Genomic DNA, 13,931 nt, shown 5'->3' on the forward strand with positions numbered 1-13,931 from the left:
AATGAAAATACTCATCATCGGCGGTGGTGGCCGCGAGCACGCGCTGGCGTGGAAGATCAAACAAAGTCCGCTGGTGACGGAAGTCTTCTGCGCGCCGGGCAACGCAGGCACGGAATCCATCGCCCGCAACATCGCCGTCTCCGCCACCGACCTCGATTCGCTGCTCGCCATCGCGCTGGAAAACCAGGTGGACCTCACCGTCGTCGGGCCGGAACAACCGCTTGCCATGGGCATCGTCGACCAGTTCCAGAGCCAGGGGTTGAAGATCGTCGGGCCCACCGCCAGGGCGGCCCTCATCGAAGGCAGCAAGGCCTTCGCCAAGGACCTGATGAAGGCGCACAACGTGCCCACCGCCGATTTCGAAGTGTTCGAGGACAAGGAATCGGCCAAGGCGTACTGCAAGGGACGCGGCCCGGTGGTGGTGAAAGCCGACGGCCTCGCCGCGGGCAAGGGTGTGTTCGTCTGCAACAACGAAGCGGAGGCGATCGACGCCGTCGAACAGATCATGGGCGCGAAGGCGTTCGGCGATTCAGGCAAGCAGGTGGTCATCGAGGAAAAGCTGGAAGGACAGGAGGTATCGCTCCTCGCATTCACCGACGGACACATGATCCTTCCCCTGGAAGCGGCGCAGGACCACAAGGCCGCGTTCGAGGGCGACACCGGACCCAACACCGGCGGCATGGGTGCGTACTCACCTGCGCCCATCTTCACACCCGCGCTCAAGGACGAAGTGGTCGAACGCATCATGCTCCCCGTCCTCCGCGGCATGCAGAAAGAAGGCGTCCTTTATAAAGGCATCCTGTACGCGGGCCTCATGCTCACCGCCGACGGGCCGAAGGTGCTGGAGTTCAACTGCCGGATGGGTGACCCGGAAACGCAACCGCTGATGATGCGCATGAAGTCGGACATCGTGCCGTCGCTCAAGGCCTGCGCCGAAGGCACGCTGGAAAAACTGACCCTGGAATGGAAACCGGAAACGGCGGTGTGCGTGGTGATGGCGGCGGGCGGTTACCCCGGCTCGTACGAAAAAGGCCATGCCATCACCGGCATCGAGCAGGTGGCGTCGATTCCCGAAGCGCAGGTGTTCCACGCCGGAACGAAGGTCGACGGCGGCCAAATCGTCACCAACGGCGGCCGTGTGCTGGGCGTCACCGCCCTGGGCGCGGACATCGAACAGGCCATCAACAACGCCTACCGGGCGGCCGACAAGATCCGCTGGGAAGGCGCGCACTTCCGCCGCGACATCGGCAAAAAAGCATTAAAAAAATAAAGAAAGAGGCGACCCCCGCGGTAGGCGGGTCCGGGCGGGATCAGTCCAGCTGCGGTTCTTTGAGGGTGTGGACGTCTTTCATTTTACGGCTGAAGACCTTCGCCGAGCCCCACCAGGTGAGCCAGGCAACGCCCAGCACCAGGCTGATGCCGAGGGTGGCCCACAAACCCACGTTGCCGGAGGCGGACGCACCGCGCAGAAACACGAACATGCCGAGCGGCACGGCCATGACGAAACCGAAGCAGGTCAACAGCATGGAGCTGCGGGCAAAGTATTTCGGACGCACGTCGATGTTGAGTTCGCCCAGGTACTTCTGGTTTTCCGGCACGGCGGCGTCGAGCAGCTCGATGTCGCCCTCGCAGTTCGGGCAGAACTTGCCGCCCCAGAAAGCGTCCTTGCATTGCAGACAGAATTTGACCACGTGTCGGTCTCCGGCGAAAATGGTACCTTATATATGATGCCATATCATAAACCATCCCGGCACCCGGGACCAAGCGGAAAGCGGCACTTATCATGACAGGCTACCAGTTCGCCCTGCTCGCCCACGGCGGCGCGGGTTCCGACAACGCAAATTCCGACGGCACCGACCGCGCCTGCGAGCGCGGGCTGGAGCTGTTGCAGGGCGGGTTCACCGCGGTGGACGCCGCCTGCGCGGCGGTGGAGGTGCTGGAAAACGACGGCCGCTATAACGCCGGGGTGGGATCGCGCAGGCGCGCCGATGGAACGATCCAGATGGACGCGGCCTGCATGGACGGCGCCCGGCACGCCTTCGGCGGCGTGGCGGTGGTCGAGGGATTCCAGAACCCGGTTCACATCGCCCAGGCCCTGCTCGACGAACCGTATCACCTGCTGGCCGGGGACGGCGCGGCGCGGTACGCGACAGAACGCGGCTTCACCCCGCTGGATGAGAGCCGCGTGCGCGACAACGGCGCGAAAAGCTCGGATACTGTCGGTGCGGTGGCGTGGGACGGCAAACAGTTCGCGGCCGCCCTCAGCACCGGCGGCACCGGGAAAAGCTGGCGCGGACGCGTCGGCGATGTGCCGCTGATCGGGTGCGGCCTGTACGCCGGGCCGAGCGGAGCCGTCGCCGCCACCGGGCACGGCGAATCGATCGCCCTCAACATGACCGCCTACCGCGCGTACCAGCTGCTGGAAACAGGCGCGCCCGCCGACACCGTCATGCAGGAAGTGCTCGGCTGGTTCGAGGCGGCGCAGGACATCGGCATCCTGGTGGTGGGCCCGAAAGACTGGGCGGGCGGCTCCAACCGCAGCATGGCCTGGTCCGGGTTGACCGGGAACAAGGAATGAGGTTCCGGCAGGGGGACCCGCCCCGTTCCGGCAAAAAGCCGCCATTTCGGCATTGATTTTCCGGGCCAAAACCGTTTAAATAATCACCTCCAACCCAAGCAAGCCGACGTAGCTCAGCTGGTAGAGCAACTGATTCGTAATCAGTAGGTCAGCGGTTCAAATCCGCTCGTCGGCTCCATTTTTCCCCTCTCCCCTCCCCACGCAATATTCGCCAAAGCGGGCGAACGTCCTGAAACCGTTCACTATTTAAACGCTCCTCCCATACCTCCCTCTCAGAAAGAGTGGCGTCGAACCGGGCCGGGTTCCTACCTTTATATATAAGGAACCTTTTCCCACAAGGAGGAACATCATGGCCGACACCACACACACCACCCCGCAAACCGGGGTCCCGCGCCCGCCGCAGAAAAAGAAATTCTTCCGCTACCTCACATACAGGGAACCGCGCTGGTTCCACATCTTCATCCACACGGGATTCTTCTTCGCCATCGCCATCGCGCTCATCCTCATCGGCATCGCCTTGTGGATGAACCCCGAACTCGCGCAGTGATCCTTCCCGCTCCCGCCCGCCCACAAACGCACCCCGTCACTCGAAGATCGTGAACGCGTACTGCAGCTGCACGCGGTGATCGGCGAAGCGTTCGTCGGCGCGGTCGGCGGTGATGACGCCGAAACGGTAGCGGATGGAGAACCCTTTCAGCATTTCCTGGAAGCGGTACCGGATGTCGAAGTTCGTCTCGGCGGAGTCCGCGCCGCCCACTTCTTCCGGCAGGTCGTAATGCGCGTGGCTGAGCTTCACCATCCACTCCTCGCCGTAACGGTAGATGGCGGTCGCCTTCACCGCCCATCCGGCCTGCACAGTCGGCTTCACGGTGAGGCCCTGCATCATGCTGTTGGTGAACAGCGCGTCGGTGGAAAAGTTGTACGGCGATAAAAAACTGCCGCTGCGGAACGTGCCGGGCTCGGTGGGGATGTAGTTCCACCCGACGCGGAACAGCGCGCCGTAGCCCTCCACCCCTGCCTGCGCGCCGTAGAGTGTCGACCGCACCGTGCCGAGAAGCGCGGCCTGCACGTCGTCCTCGCGGCCGAACTGGAATTTCAGGAACGGCCGCACGTCGGCATCGGGGAGCAGGGTCACCTCGCCCTGCACGAAGAACAGGTGAAACAGATCCCAGAACCAGTACTCCCACACCTGCAGGCGCATGTGTTTGCGCCGCCAGTCCGCGCCGATCACGCTGACGCCGTCGGTCTGCACCGGCGTGCCGGTGAGGCGGCCGGTGATGAACGCGCCCGCGTCGTCGAACTGGTCCTCCTGCCGGTTCTTCACCTTGTCCAGGTGGATGGCGTGCAGGGTGACGTCCATCGGCAACCTGTGCCGCAACGCCAGGCCCTCGACGTGAAACGGGATCATGAACGCGTCGGCGGGGTTGATGAACGGCGTGTTCACCGTCTGCCGTCCCGCGCGCAGGCGGGTGGCGTCGCTTTGGTATTGCAGGAAGGCTTCGGCGAAGACGGCGTTGTTGTCCACCGTGAGCGCGCCGTTGGACGGCGGCTCGCCATCGCCGGAAAGGGAGAACCCGTTGGCGGTGTAGAACCCGACCCGGCCGCTCCAGCCGTACGTTTCCCCCGTGTGCCACACCAGTTTGCCGCCGACGGAGGCGACGGAGGAATACGGGCGGGTGGCGAAGTCGCGCGACTGGAAGTACGCGCGCACGTTGCCGTGCAGGGTGCTGTCGCGAAAGAACGCGGGGAGGTCGGCGTCTGCGGCGCGGACGGGGTGCGGTGCCGCGAGGGCCAGGGCGAACGCGAGCAACAGGATCGTGAATATGAGCGGAGAATGAGTCCTCATGCGGGTCAGCGGGGAGCAGGGGGCAATCGGAACCGAAAAAAATGCGCCTCAGCATACGGCATTGCGGCGCGGTCCTCAAGCCCGTGCGGGCGCGGGGGACACCCCGGTTTGGGTGCGCGGGGAGGGGAGTGGCGGACAGGGCTTTAAAATTTCGCAGGTTGAGATATACTTAGCGGGGAACTTGCAGGTGGGAGTTTCCGGTCTTTCCTGAAATCCAGCCAGACATGCCGGTGTAGCTCAGTTGGTAGAGCAACTGATTTGTAATCAGTGGGTCGGGGGTTCGAGTCCTCTCACCGGCTTCGTTTTAATTTCAAAAAGTTATAAGATAACATCAAATGGCACCCACCATTAGGCTAGCGCGATGGCTAGCATTTAAGGCCGAGTGAATTCTTTCGAGATTCAATCCCCGGGGTTCTTCAAGTAGCTCGCGGCTAGTTGGATGGTTGATCGCGGTAGTTCGGCACCAGTTGTTTCAATAATTTTCTCAATCAATTCTTTAGCTTTTTCCTGCCAATATGACTCCGGTACTTGGGCATATTTCAAGCTGGCCTTTAAAAGTTTAAGATCCTTTATTCTGTGACTAACACGGATTTTTAGCCGTAAATCTTCCCTGTCTATACACCCACCTTCTCGACCATAAATAAACCCATGGCCTTGGATGTTGTTTTCCAAAAATACTAGAGTCTTTTCCTGAAGGATTTCATGGTATTCAATATTTTTAAGTCCGTCTTTCCATCTTTCACCATCGAGTCCATTTGGGATTGGGTGGTCGCCAATCCCATCAACTTCTCTCTCCCATTCAAGCCACTCCTTAAAAAGTGCCTCGAATTCCTTTTCTACCCACTTCTTATTGGGGTTCAAGATTGTGAGTTTTTCCCTTTGTCGCTTTTCCATAAATTTTATCCCCTCATTTTTCGGCCCTGCATGAGCCCGCTCCCCTCCCTTTAAAAGGGTCCTTTTTCATTTTCAAAAACATCACCTTTAATCCCATTTGTAAGAAAACTCATACCCCTTTTGGCATTTTAAGCAAGTAAATGGAATGGATTTCAAGCTATCATCCTCTTTGGTTTCCATTAAAATTTTTAATCGAGAGCCACATTTGCAATCAAATTCCATAACCCCTTCTTTAAAACAAGCCTTTCTATCTTCCAATGAAAAAATTAAAAAGGCTCGTAAGGTGGTTGCAATTACAGCAAATTTGCTTTTTGGTTCCAATTTTTTTGCGGATTTAACCAATTTCGATTTGGGCAATCGTTTTCTCGTTTTGTCATAAGCATCTTGGATGGTTTGTTTTCCGTCTTTTGGAAATGCTTGGTATAAATTTGAAATGTTGGATTCATTTATTCTGGACCCAAGCTTATGCGCGAAATCATTTCGCAATTTTCCCAAAGCTTTCAATACTCCTCCATATTCTTCATCTAACCCTAATGCCAACGCCAAACAAACTTTTCCAAAATAATCAGGTTGGGAAACTTCATATGATGGAAAATCCTGGCATACGTATTCCAAAAATTGATTTAGTTTATTTTCAATTTCAATATGCGACCGGATAACTACCCCTAAATCGTCTTGCCCCATTAAATTTTGAAAAAATTCGTCATTATTGTTAGCGTTCTGGTTAGGCATCAGGCTACATCTCCCATCTCCATTGGCCCTTTCGAAAACAATACATCCAATTTTTTAGACTTGCCGAATATTACAGCGGAAAATTGAGCTATGTCAATTCAGGCAAAAACTTAAACTATTAATCAGCGATGCCGAATTCGGCAAAAGAACCGTAGCCCGCTCCATCCATCCCCTTTTCCCCCTCTCCACCCTTTCACCCAAGCCCCCAATATTCAAATTTTAATTAAAGAGCGCAGCCCGTTTAAAACCGCAACCCGTTCTATAACTGGAAGATGGCGAACGGCGGGCCGGGGTTGGGGAACACCCCCGCCTTTCAGGCCTGCAACCGGGGACGGGTTTGTGCCCGCGGGCTATTTAATTTGGTTGACCTATGAAATGAATTTCAGGTATCGTATTTCATGTATTCTGATATCGAGATTCTTCGATTCCTGAAACCGCAGGCTGGGTCCCGGGGAACTGGCCGGGGCCGCACAGGGTCGTGGTGGAAGATGACAACAAAATAATCGCTCCGTCGTGGACGTTTCTGACCAACCATGCGCACGTCCTTTTGTGCCTGGCCAGAAACCCGTCCGAACGGATACGGGACATCGCGGTGGAGGTGGGCATCACCGAACGCGCCGTGCAACGCATCATCGGCGAACTGGAGGCGGACGGCTACCTGAATCACCACCGGGACGGAAGGAGAAACGTGTACAAGGTTTTCAGTCACAAGCCGCTTCGGCATGCCATTGAAAAACACCGCGAGGTGCATGACCTGATCCGGCTCATCAACAAATGAATAACGGAACGCACCGTGTGATCCCCGCACGGGACGAACTTGACGAGGCTGAACCCATGGATCGCTCTCTATGAGTACGATTTCAGTGCAGTCCCTTTCCCGGGAAATCCGCGACCAGGTGCGGCAGGTGGTGCTGAACGCCAGCGAGCCGATCGCCCCGTTCTGGCCCATGCGGACGATGGTGGCGCAGAACCCGCTGCACGGACTGGAATACCTGCCGTTCGATGAGGCGGTGCGCAAGGGCAGGGACCTGCTGGGCGGCAACGGCTACCTCGCCAACGACGAATACCGACAGTTTCACCGCAACGGCCGCATCACCCAAAAAAGTTTCGAGCGCGCGTTCTCCCGCGCCGGGCCCCGCGCCGACGGGCGGGTTCCTTTAGAGATAGGAAAGCGCGCGGTGGCGCCGGAAGAGGTCTGGCAACTGCACGTGCTGTACGGCTTCGAGGCGTTGCCGCCGCCGCTTCTGGATTGGGAGCTGGGCGGAGGCGGGGCCACCCGGCAATTCCGGGCCGACCTGCCCGAAGCCTCCCGCCAGCGCATCATCGAAAAACACATCACCGGATGCCCGCCCGGCGCGCATCCGCAGGCAACCTGCCTGACACAGTTATGGGAAAGCGTCACCGCCGCCCTCGAGCTAACTGAATCTTCCCCTGCCGCATCCCCCACCTCCGGGAACACACAATCACAAACAACCGAATCCATTTCCCTGTCGCCGCAACGCACCCTGAGCGACTGGGTGGACCGCCTTGCCGGAAGCGGGGTGGTCGAGGAAGTCAACAACCAGCTCATCAAATGGGTGGCGGCGTTCCTCGATGAAGGGTTGTCCGGCTGGCCCATGCCCGGCCGGGAAAAAGGGTTCTACCACGCCTGGCGCGACCTCGCGCCGGATGATTTTTCGGCGCGGCTGATCGGCATCAAGGACTTCTCCAGAAAAGTGCGCGGTCTTCCGGAAGCGGCGGAGGACGCCATCCTTTCCAGCCTGCACCGGCTGAACGTTCCCGAAGCGCAGTGGAAGGATTACCTCGCGCGGCAACTGTCGCTGCTGCCGGGCTGGACGCGCTACATCCGGTGGCTCGGCGAGCACCCGACGTACCACGCGCAACAGAAACACCCCATCGACACGACGCAGTACCTGGCGGTGCGCCTGTTCTACGAAGCGGAGCTGGTGCACAACCGGTGCCGGCAGGAATGGGGGATCGATGGCACGGTTGCGGCGCTGACCGATTACTGGAAGGAGCGGCCCGAAGAATACCGCGAGCGGATGGGTCACGATGCGCACGCCGCCGACCCGGTCAAAGAGACGTTGTGCCGGGATGCGTGGCGGCTGTTCCACCTGGCGCAGTTCCTCGAGTTGACGCCGGAAGACGTTCGCGGCCTTTCCCCGGCCGACGCCCGGACGCTTTTGCAGTGGCTGGACGAGTTTCCTTCGGATCGGCATGGGCGGGTGTGGATCGAGGCGTACGAAGATTCTTTTCGCGAGACCATACTGGGGAAAATCGCCAGGCACCGCGGCACGGTGGCCGAACCGGAAACGCGTCCCCATGCGCAACTGGTGTTTTGCATCGACGTGCGTTCGGAATCGTTCCGCCGCCATGTTGAAGCGCAGGGTCCTTACGAAACGTTCGGGTTCGCGGGTTTCTTTGGCATTCCCATCAATCACCAGCCTTTCGATTGCGACCAACGCGCGTCCCTGTGCCCGGTGCTGTTGACCCCCAACCATGCGGTGATGGAAACACCGCGGCCGGGAGAAGTCGCGGCGCTGGAAAAGTATTCTTCCAATACCCGCTGGGGCCGGCTGGGTCATCATTTCTTTCATGACATGAAGCACCATCCCATCGGGTCGATGATGGTGATCGATGCGCTGGGATTCTTTTTCAGCCTGGGGCTGGTGGGCAAGACCCTGCTTCGCAAATCGTTTCGCGCGCTCACCTCCGCCATCGGGAAGGGGCTGACGTACCGGGTTCCCACGCGCGTCACGATATCCGCGCCGGCCGATCCCCAAAGCCCGCGTGCAGGAGAAGTGGCCGGGGACGGAATCCCGGACGGGCTGGCCGCGGGGTTTTCCCTCACCGAGCGGGCGACGTTCATCGAAAACGGGTTGCGCGCCATGGGGCTGACGCGAAACTTCGCGCGGCTGGTTTGTCTTTGCGGGCATGGCAGTGAGACGGACAACAATCCCTATTACGGCGCGCTGGATTGCGGGGCCTGCGGCGGAAAGCCGGGCGATGCCAACGCGCGCGTGTTTGCGGCGATGGCGAACGAACCGGAGGTCCGGCGCATCCTGAAGGAAAAGGGATTGCCGGTTCCCGATGACACGTGGTTCCTGCCGGGCAAACACAACACGACGACGGACCGCGTCGAGTTTTACGACCTGGAGGAATTGCCCGGTTCGCACCGGGACGACCTGCGGGCGTTGCAGGAGGATCTCGAAAAAGCCGGCGCGATGCAGGCGCTGGAGCGATGCCGCCGCATACCCCGTGCGCCGACGGAGATTTCTCCCGAACAGGCGTTTGATCATGTGGACGCGCGCAGTTGCGACTGGGCGAATCCCCGGCCGGAATGGGGACTGGCGGGCAATGGCGCGTTCATCATTGCAAGGCGAATGCGGACCAAGGGACTGGACCTGGGCGGGCGCGCCTTCCTGCATTCTTACGATCCGGTTGCGGACCCGCAGGGCGCCATCCTCGAAAAGATCATGACGGCACCGCTGATTGTCGGCGAGTGGATCAACACCGGCTACTATTTTTCCGCGGTCGATCCCTGGAAGCATGGAAGCGGCAGCAAGGTGCTGCACAATGTCGTCGGCGGTGTGGGGATCATGCTGGGAGCCCAGAGCGATTTGCAGATGGGGTTTCCATTGCAAACCGTCAACAACGGGGACGCTCATTACCATGAACCGATGCGGCTGCTGGCCATCATCGAACAGGCGCCGGACGTGATTTCATCGATCATTCAAAAGCACGCGATCCTTCAGCAGCTGCTTCACAATCAATGGCTGAACCTGGTGGCCATGGATCCGAACACGCAGGAGTTTCATCGGTACAATCCGGATGCAACGTGGGAGGCGATACACGATCTCTGATTCGACATCCATTGAAGACAAGCTCAAGGACTTTGACAGGAACGCAGACGATTCACTCTATATCTACGGTTGGTTCTTTATAAGATGAAGCGAATACACTGACACCCGGCGGAATACACGCATCGGATACCTTTATGTCATCTCGACTCAGGCCTATATCATTCGGATTCCTTTTCTTCAAATCCATGGCCCTGTTTGTGTTCTGGGTGATGCTGTCCGCCAGCTTCGAATGGGTTCACCTTGGATTGGGACTGGTCCTTTCCGTGGCCGTGGCCTGGGTGAACGCGGGCCACTCCTCCTTTGTCCCGAAATTTCGGATATGGCCCCGAATCCTCCTGTACCTTCCATGGCTGTTTTACAAAATCGTTCAAAGCAGCCTTCATTTGTCCAGGCTCATTTTGCACCCCGCGCTTCCCATTTCACCTCAATTGATTCGCGTGGAGTCGAAACTGCGTCACCACGGCGCGGTGGTGCTTCTGGGTAACTCCATCACGTTGACCCCCGGGACCATTACGGTGGAGGTGGACCGCAACAACCTCATTGTCCACGCGATGGATGATGTTCTAGCCGAAGACGTTCAAAGCAAGCAAATCGAATCGAAAATCGCAGATATTTTTAAAGACGAAGATTCTGACTTATGACAACGTTTCTTTTCAGTGTTCTGGTGGTGCTGGCGGTGCTCATTGGCGCGTATCTGTACCGCGTTCTGCAAGGCCCCACCATTTTTGACCGCGTGCTGGGCCTCAACGGCATTTCCACCAAGGCGATCATTCTGCTCATTGTCATCGGGATGTATCTGGAACGGGTCGAAATGTTCATCGACATCTCGACCGGGTACGCTCTGCTGAATCTGGTCGGTGCGCTGGCCGTGGCCAAATACCTGGAGCAAAGGGGGATTCCGTAGCATGGACATTTTTTCGATCGTTTTCATAGTAGCGGGATTGTTTTTCCTGGTCGTCGCCGCGATCGGGGTGATCCGGTTGCCCGACGTGTTCAGTCGTTCACACGCCGTATCGCTGACCGATTCCCTGGGGGCGTTTCTGGTGTTGATCGGCATTGCCTTTCATGAAGGGCCGGACAAAAACTCGATGAAAATCATGGTCGTGCTGGCCCTGCTGTATATCCAGAACCCGGTCATCGCCCATGCCACGGTCCGCGCGGCTCTCCGGTCCGGCTTGAAACCCTGGAAAAAGGAGAGCTCATGATATATTCATTTGATATCCTTTTGCTCATTCTTCTGATTGCCACGGCCGCCGGCGCCATCCTGGTCAAGGATTTGATGAGTGCCGTCCTGCTTCTGGGCTCTTACAGTTTTTTCCTGTCGCTGGTATGGGGATTGCTCGGAGCGGTGGACGTCGCCTTCGTGGAAGCCGTCGTGGGGGCCGGTCTGGCAACGGTTCTTTTTCTACTGACCCTGTTCGGCACCGCGCCCAAAGACACCCGGCTTCGCCGCCCTCCCCCTTCTTTAACCACGCTGATCGTTTTTCCCCTCCTGGGAATTCTTCTGCTTTACGGCGCGATTGACCTGCCTCAATTCAGGAACCCGAATTCTCCGGCGAGTGTTCACATTTCACCGACGTACATCGAGCAGAGCTATCAGGACACCCACACCCCGAATGTTGTGACGGCGGTGCTGATGGACTACCGATCGCTCGATACGATGATCGAAACCGTTGTGATTTTTGCGGCGGGCATTGCCTGCGCTTTACTGCTTAGGAGACATGCAAAATGATACGGCCCCATGACAGCATTATCGTTCAGACCCTGGGACGGTTCCTCATTCCGGTGGTTCAGATTTTCGGCTTGTATGTGTTGTTCTTTGGACAATACGGACCGGGGGGAGGTTTTGTAGGCGGGGTGATCCTGGGCACGGGGATGATCCTGTCGGTTCTGATTTTTGGACATGATGCCTCCCGGAGCGAATTAGCGAAAAAGATTTTGCACGGGGACGGCGTCGGGATGCTGATTTATGCAGGGGTGGGAGGCCTGTGCATGATTGGCGGTGGAGAGTTTCTCAATTACGCGAACCTGGAAATTCCGGGTCTCGAGACCGCCTCCCGCAGGTCGTTGGGAATCGTGCTGACCCAAATCGGCGTGGCCATCGATGTTGCGGTGACCGCCGTTTCCATTGTGTTCAGTCTGTCCGCCGAAGAGATCATTGAGGACTCCATCAATGTTTGACGCCTTGCTTGCCGTCTTCCAGCGGCCCAATTTTATAACGTTTGTCATTATTTTCCTGTGGGGCTTTTTCATCATGATCACGCGGTACAACCTCATCAAGAAACTGATCGGGATGTACCTGGTGCAAACCAGCGTGATTTTTTTCCTGGTGTCCATCAGCGCGAAGAAGGGTGCGACGGCTCCGGTTCTCCTGTCGGTCACGGAGCCGGTGCAGGCAGTCGATTACGTGAACCCGCTGCCTCATGTCCTGACATTGACGGCCATTGTGGTTGGCGTGGCGATCCAGGGAGTGGGATTGGCCTTGTGCGCGGCGATTTATCGAAAGTATGGAAGCCTGGACGAAGAAAAAATCCTTGAGAAACTAGAATGAGCCACCAACTTCCAGCAATTCTGTTTCTTCTCCCCTTGTTCGCGGCCATCTCCATGCCGATGGTTTGCCTCAAGCACCGTCATTGGAGCTGGTTCATTTCCGTATCCGTCCTCGCGGCCATGGTACCGATCTCCATCCTGAATCTCCACAACGTCGTCCATCATGGGGAAATCCGGTATATGTTCAGTGGGTGGACGGCGCCTCTCGGCATTGAGTGGGTGGCGGATGGACTGGCCAGTGTCATTTTGGTGCTGTTGAGTGCGCTGGGTTTGCTGGGCGTGTTGTTCACCGGTTCCACTTGCCCGCAGGCTCTGGAGGGCCGCATTGTTCATTATTACACGATGATCATGCTCCTGGTCTCCGCCCTGACCGGCATTGTATTTGCCGGAGACCTGTTCAATATTTTCGTGTTTCTGGAAGTCGCTTCCATCTCAAGTTACGCACTGGTGGGAGTCGCCGGGGGAAGAGCGCTGTTTGCCTCCTTCCGCTATCTGATTCTGGGAACCCTGGGCGGTTCCCTATATCTGTTGGGAGTGGGTTATTTCTATGCGTTGAGCGGCACACTGAATATGGCCGACATGGCCGGACGGCTTTCGCTGTTGCTCAGCTCGAAAGCCCTGGTGAGCGGACTGCTTTTCATGTTCATCGGACTGGGTATCAAGATGGCCATGGTCCCGTTTCATTCCTGGATGCCCGAAGCCTACACCTACGCGCCCGAGTCCATCACCCCCATCCTGGCTCCACTCGTCACAAAAGTAGCGCTGCTGGTTTGGATCAGAATCATTTACTGGGTCCTGAATGCATCCATTGTTGTGAATACCATCCCGATATTGATGCTGGTGGCGGTGGTCGGGGCCCTGGCGGCGGTCATAGGCGCGAGCCTGGCCCTGGCCCAGCGGGACCTCAAAATGATGTTCGCCTATGGCGGGATTTCGCACATCGGCATCATCCTCATTGGAATCGGGCAGGGCAACCAAACGGGATTTGCCGGAGGTATCTTTTATTTGATGAACGATGCCGTGATGCAGGCGGCCCTGTTTTTTCTGGCCGGCGTGGCGTTTTTCCTTTATGGAGTCAAAACCATCGACGACCTCGGGCGAATTGGAAAACAAACTCCCTGGCTCACCGGTTCTTTGATCATCATAGCCATGGGCATGATTGGCCTGCCGCCAACCGGGGGATTTTTTGGAAAATGGTACATCATTCTGGGAGCACTGGAAGCGGGCGATTATGTTTCCGTCGCCGCGGTACTGCTCTCCACCCTTTTGACACTTGCCTATTTCGTCAAACTGTTTGAACGCATTTTTCGCCAGTCTTCAACCCGATTGGAAATTCAATCCAAAGAAGTCCCCATCTCATTCAAACTGAGTCTGGGAGTGACGTCTGCGGCTATCCTGATTCTGGGTTTGTTCAGCGCACCCATCGTTCAACTTCTGTTGAACGAGGCCCTGCCACCGCGTCTTTGAG

General features: G+C 57.6%; 16 protein-coding genes and 2 tRNA genes. 14 read left to right on the forward strand and 4 right to left on the reverse strand.

Annotated elements, in window-relative coordinates:
* The first annotated feature begins 1 nt into the window (after position 1).
* On the forward strand, positions 2 to 1,270 hold the full coding sequence (gene purD / locus ACTRW9_RS10315; RefSeq protein ID WP_442429264.1) for a phosphoribosylamine--glycine ligase: 1,269 nt from the start codon (positions 2 to 4) through the stop codon (positions 1,268 to 1,270).
* Positions 1,271 to 1,310: 40 nt separating this feature from the next.
* Here purD and ACTRW9_RS10320 read toward each other — a convergent pair whose 3' ends face one another.
* On the reverse strand, positions 1,311 to 1,691 hold the full coding sequence (locus tag ACTRW9_RS10320; RefSeq protein WP_442426163.1) for a hypothetical protein: 381 nt from the start codon (positions 1,689 to 1,691) through the stop codon (positions 1,311 to 1,313).
* 92 nt (positions 1,692 to 1,783) lie between these two features.
* Here ACTRW9_RS10320 and ACTRW9_RS10325 point away from each other — a divergent pair, with 92 nt between their 5' ends.
* From ACTRW9_RS10325 to ACTRW9_RS10335, 3 genes are all read left to right on the forward strand, one after another.
* Positions 1,784 to 2,578 carry an isoaspartyl peptidase/L-asparaginase gene (locus ACTRW9_RS10325; RefSeq protein WP_442429265.1) on the forward strand — a complete coding sequence of 265 codons (795 nt, stop codon included), beginning with the start codon at positions 1,784 to 1,786 and terminating at the stop codon, positions 2,576 to 2,578.
* A gap of 102 nt (positions 2,579 to 2,680) precedes the next feature.
* Positions 2,681 to 2,756 (forward strand) — tRNA-Thr (locus tag ACTRW9_RS10330).
* A gap of 171 nt (positions 2,757 to 2,927) precedes the next feature.
* Positions 2,928 to 3,125: a hypothetical protein gene (locus ACTRW9_RS10335; RefSeq protein ID WP_442429266.1), complete on the forward strand. Its 198-nt coding sequence runs from the start codon at positions 2,928 to 2,930 to the stop codon at positions 3,123 to 3,125.
* Between the two features lie 36 nt (positions 3,126 to 3,161).
* On the opposite strand, the gene ACTRW9_RS10340 is transcribed toward ACTRW9_RS10335, so the two are convergent.
* A complete protein-coding gene (locus tag ACTRW9_RS10340) occupies positions 3,162 to 4,424 on the reverse strand; it encodes an OprD family outer membrane porin (protein WP_442429267.1) in 1,263 nt (420 codons plus the stop codon).
* Between the two features lie 226 nt (positions 4,425 to 4,650).
* Here ACTRW9_RS10340 and ACTRW9_RS10345 point away from each other — a divergent pair.
* Positions 4,651 to 4,723: transfer RNA gene (locus tag ACTRW9_RS10345), tRNA-Thr, on the forward strand.
* Positions 4,724 to 4,823: 100 nt separating this feature from the next.
* On the opposite strand, the gene ACTRW9_RS10350 is transcribed toward ACTRW9_RS10345, so the two are convergent.
* Positions 4,824 to 5,318, reverse strand: coding sequence for a hypothetical protein (locus ACTRW9_RS10350; protein WP_442429268.1), 495 nt, complete (start codon positions 5,316 to 5,318; stop codon positions 4,824 to 4,826).
* A gap of 87 nt (positions 5,319 to 5,405) precedes the next feature.
* A complete protein-coding gene (locus tag ACTRW9_RS10355; RefSeq protein WP_442429269.1) occupies positions 5,406 to 6,050 on the reverse strand; it encodes a hypothetical protein in 645 nt (214 codons plus the stop codon).
* Positions 6,051 to 6,528: 478 nt separating this feature from the next.
* On the opposite strand from ACTRW9_RS10355, the gene ACTRW9_RS10360 reads away from it, so the two are divergent.
* The 9 genes from ACTRW9_RS10360 (at position 6,529) to ACTRW9_RS10400 (ending at position 13,930) form a co-directional block, all read left to right on the forward strand.
* On the forward strand, positions 6,529 to 6,828 hold the full coding sequence (locus ACTRW9_RS10360) for a helix-turn-helix transcriptional regulator (protein ID WP_442429270.1): 300 nt from the start codon (positions 6,529 to 6,531) through the stop codon (positions 6,826 to 6,828).
* Positions 6,829 to 6,898: 70 nt separating this feature from the next.
* The gene (locus ACTRW9_RS10365; protein ID WP_442429271.1) at positions 6,899 to 9,913 is read left to right on the forward strand and encodes a DUF2309 domain-containing protein; all 3,015 of its coding nucleotides are present in this window, start codon (positions 6,899 to 6,901) and stop codon (positions 9,911 to 9,913) included.
* 134 nt (positions 9,914 to 10,047) lie between these two features.
* Positions 10,048 to 10,554 carry a Na+/H+ antiporter subunit E gene (locus tag ACTRW9_RS10370; RefSeq protein WP_442429272.1) on the forward strand — a complete coding sequence of 169 codons (507 nt, stop codon included), beginning with the start codon at positions 10,048 to 10,050 and terminating at the stop codon, positions 10,552 to 10,554.
* Positions 10,551 to 10,817 (forward strand): monovalent cation/H+ antiporter complex subunit F, encoded by a 267-nt coding sequence (locus tag ACTRW9_RS10375; protein ID WP_442426171.1) that lies wholly within the window; start codon positions 10,551 to 10,553, stop codon positions 10,815 to 10,817. The genes ACTRW9_RS10370 and ACTRW9_RS10375 overlap by 4 nt, the downstream gene beginning before the upstream one ends.
* Before the next feature lies 1 nt (position 10,818).
* Complete coding sequence (gene mnhG / locus ACTRW9_RS10380) at positions 10,819 to 11,118, forward strand: monovalent cation/H(+) antiporter subunit G (RefSeq protein WP_442426172.1); 300 nt, start codon at positions 10,819 to 10,821, stop codon at positions 11,116 to 11,118.
* Positions 11,115 to 11,645, forward strand: coding sequence for a DUF4040 domain-containing protein (locus tag ACTRW9_RS10385; protein WP_442426173.1), 531 nt, complete (start codon positions 11,115 to 11,117; stop codon positions 11,643 to 11,645). Before mnhG ends, ACTRW9_RS10385 begins: the two co-directional genes overlap by 4 nt.
* Positions 11,642 to 12,094 (forward strand): MnhB domain-containing protein, encoded by a 453-nt coding sequence (locus ACTRW9_RS10390; protein ID WP_442426174.1) that lies wholly within the window; start codon positions 11,642 to 11,644, stop codon positions 12,092 to 12,094. Before ACTRW9_RS10385 ends, ACTRW9_RS10390 begins: the two co-directional genes overlap by 4 nt.
* A complete protein-coding gene (locus ACTRW9_RS10395) occupies positions 12,087 to 12,464 on the forward strand; it encodes a cation:proton antiporter subunit C (RefSeq protein WP_442426175.1) in 378 nt (125 codons plus the stop codon). Before ACTRW9_RS10390 ends, ACTRW9_RS10395 begins: the two co-directional genes overlap by 8 nt.
* Complete coding sequence (locus ACTRW9_RS10400; RefSeq protein WP_442429273.1) at positions 12,461 to 13,930, forward strand: complex I subunit 5 family protein; 1,470 nt, start codon at positions 12,461 to 12,463, stop codon at positions 13,928 to 13,930. Before ACTRW9_RS10395 ends, ACTRW9_RS10400 begins: the two co-directional genes overlap by 4 nt.
* The last annotated feature ends 1 nt before the right edge of the window (position 13,931 follow it).

Origin of the sequence: Nitrospina sp. 32_T5 (genome assembly GCF_052156635.1) — a bacterium.
Taxonomy (GTDB): domain Bacteria; phylum Nitrospinota; class Nitrospinia; order Nitrospinales; family Nitrospinaceae; genus Nitrospina.

What these genes read in the sequence shown, in the direction of transcription:
- ACTRW9_RS10340 (WP_442429267.1), bottom strand. Translation starts at nt 4,424, where the DNA reads ATGAGGACTCATTCTCCGCTCATATTCACGATCCTGTTGCTCGCGTTC.
- purD (WP_442429264.1), top strand. Translation starts at nt 2, where the DNA reads ATGAAAATACTCATCATCGGCGGTGGTGGCCGCGAGCACGCGCTGGCG.
- ACTRW9_RS10355 (WP_442429269.1), bottom strand. Translation starts at nt 6,050, where the DNA reads ATGCCTAACCAGAACGCTAACAATAATGACGAATTTTTTCAAAATTTA.
- ACTRW9_RS10375 (WP_442426171.1), top strand. Translation starts at nt 10,551, where the DNA reads ATGACAACGTTTCTTTTCAGTGTTCTGGTGGTGCTGGCGGTGCTCATT.
- ACTRW9_RS10365 (WP_442429271.1), top strand. Translation starts at nt 6,899, where the DNA reads ATGAGTACGATTTCAGTGCAGTCCCTTTCCCGGGAAATCCGCGACCAG.
- ACTRW9_RS10325 (WP_442429265.1), top strand. Translation starts at nt 1,784, where the DNA reads ATGACAGGCTACCAGTTCGCCCTGCTCGCCCACGGCGGCGCGGGTTCC.
- ACTRW9_RS10400 (WP_442429273.1), top strand. Translation starts at nt 12,461, where the DNA reads ATGAGCCACCAACTTCCAGCAATTCTGTTTCTTCTCCCCTTGTTCGCG.
- ACTRW9_RS10350 (WP_442429268.1), bottom strand. Translation starts at nt 5,318, where the DNA reads ATGGAAAAGCGACAAAGGGAAAAACTCACAATCTTGAACCCCAATAAG.
- mnhG (WP_442426172.1), top strand. Translation starts at nt 10,819, where the DNA reads ATGGACATTTTTTCGATCGTTTTCATAGTAGCGGGATTGTTTTTCCTG.
- ACTRW9_RS10390 (WP_442426174.1), top strand. Translation starts at nt 11,642, where the DNA reads ATGATACGGCCCCATGACAGCATTATCGTTCAGACCCTGGGACGGTTC.
- ACTRW9_RS10395 (WP_442426175.1), top strand. Translation starts at nt 12,087, where the DNA reads ATGTTTGACGCCTTGCTTGCCGTCTTCCAGCGGCCCAATTTTATAACG.
- ACTRW9_RS10370 (WP_442429272.1), top strand. Translation starts at nt 10,048, where the DNA reads ATGTCATCTCGACTCAGGCCTATATCATTCGGATTCCTTTTCTTCAAA.
- ACTRW9_RS10385 (WP_442426173.1), top strand. Translation starts at nt 11,115, where the DNA reads ATGATATATTCATTTGATATCCTTTTGCTCATTCTTCTGATTGCCACG.
- ACTRW9_RS10335 (WP_442429266.1), top strand. Translation starts at nt 2,928, where the DNA reads ATGGCCGACACCACACACACCACCCCGCAAACCGGGGTCCCGCGCCCG.